The organism is Deltaproteobacteria bacterium (genome assembly GCA_011773515.1).
Taxonomy (GTDB): Bacteria; Desulfobacterota; Deferrimicrobia; order J040; family J040; genus WVXK01.
This window is the reverse complement of record WVXK01000053.1, coordinates 31,949-32,476: the sequence shown is the minus strand read 5'-3', so window position 1 is coordinate 32,476 and position 528 is coordinate 31,949. Positions and strand designations below refer to the sequence as shown.

At 56.5% G+C, this 528-nt stretch carries 2 protein-coding genes; both read right to left on the bottom strand.

Annotated features, from left to right (window positions below; genetic code table 11):
* A partial coding sequence (locus GTN70_05260; protein ID NIO16391.1) for an NAD(P)-binding protein occupies window positions 1-254 on the bottom strand: 254 nt, incomplete at its 3' end.
* A 64-nt stretch (window positions 255-318) separates the two neighbouring features.
* Complete coding sequence (locus GTN70_05255; protein NIO16390.1) at window positions 319-525, bottom strand: hypothetical protein; 207 nt, start codon at window positions 523-525, stop codon at window positions 319-321.
* Window positions 526-528: the final 3 nt, after the last annotated feature.

Genomic DNA, 528 nt, shown 5'->3' with positions numbered 1-528 from the left:
ACCCGGATGAACTCCACATGGTCGAAGACGCCGAGTTCCTGGAATATTTCCCTCTTCAAATCCCCGGGGTCGAGGCCGTCCATGGCGTGGAGGCCCACCTCCACGGTGAAATCCTTCCGCCTGAAGGTGACCGCGCAGCCCCCCGGGTGGTAGTGCTGTTCCAGGAGGAGGACCTTCAATCCCCTCTTTGCAAGGAGCGCACCTGCGGTGAGTCCGCCGAGGCCGGACCCGATGACGATGACGTCGTACTCCACCCTGAAAGTCCTCGAACCTTGCTTTGAGTTCACGGCATAAAACAGCTATCGATCGCCATATATCTCAACAATAGCAAAAAGAGTNNCCGAAAAACTTCTCTATCCCGGCTTTTTCATGGGGAAAGCGCTCGGAGAGCACGCGGCGGGCTTTATCAAAGTCGCCGGGGATGACCATGTCCACCCTTCCGTTGGTGAAGCGGTAGAATTCGGGGACCCGGATGAACTCCACATGGTCGAAGACGCCGAGTTCCTGGAATATTTCCCTCTTCAAATC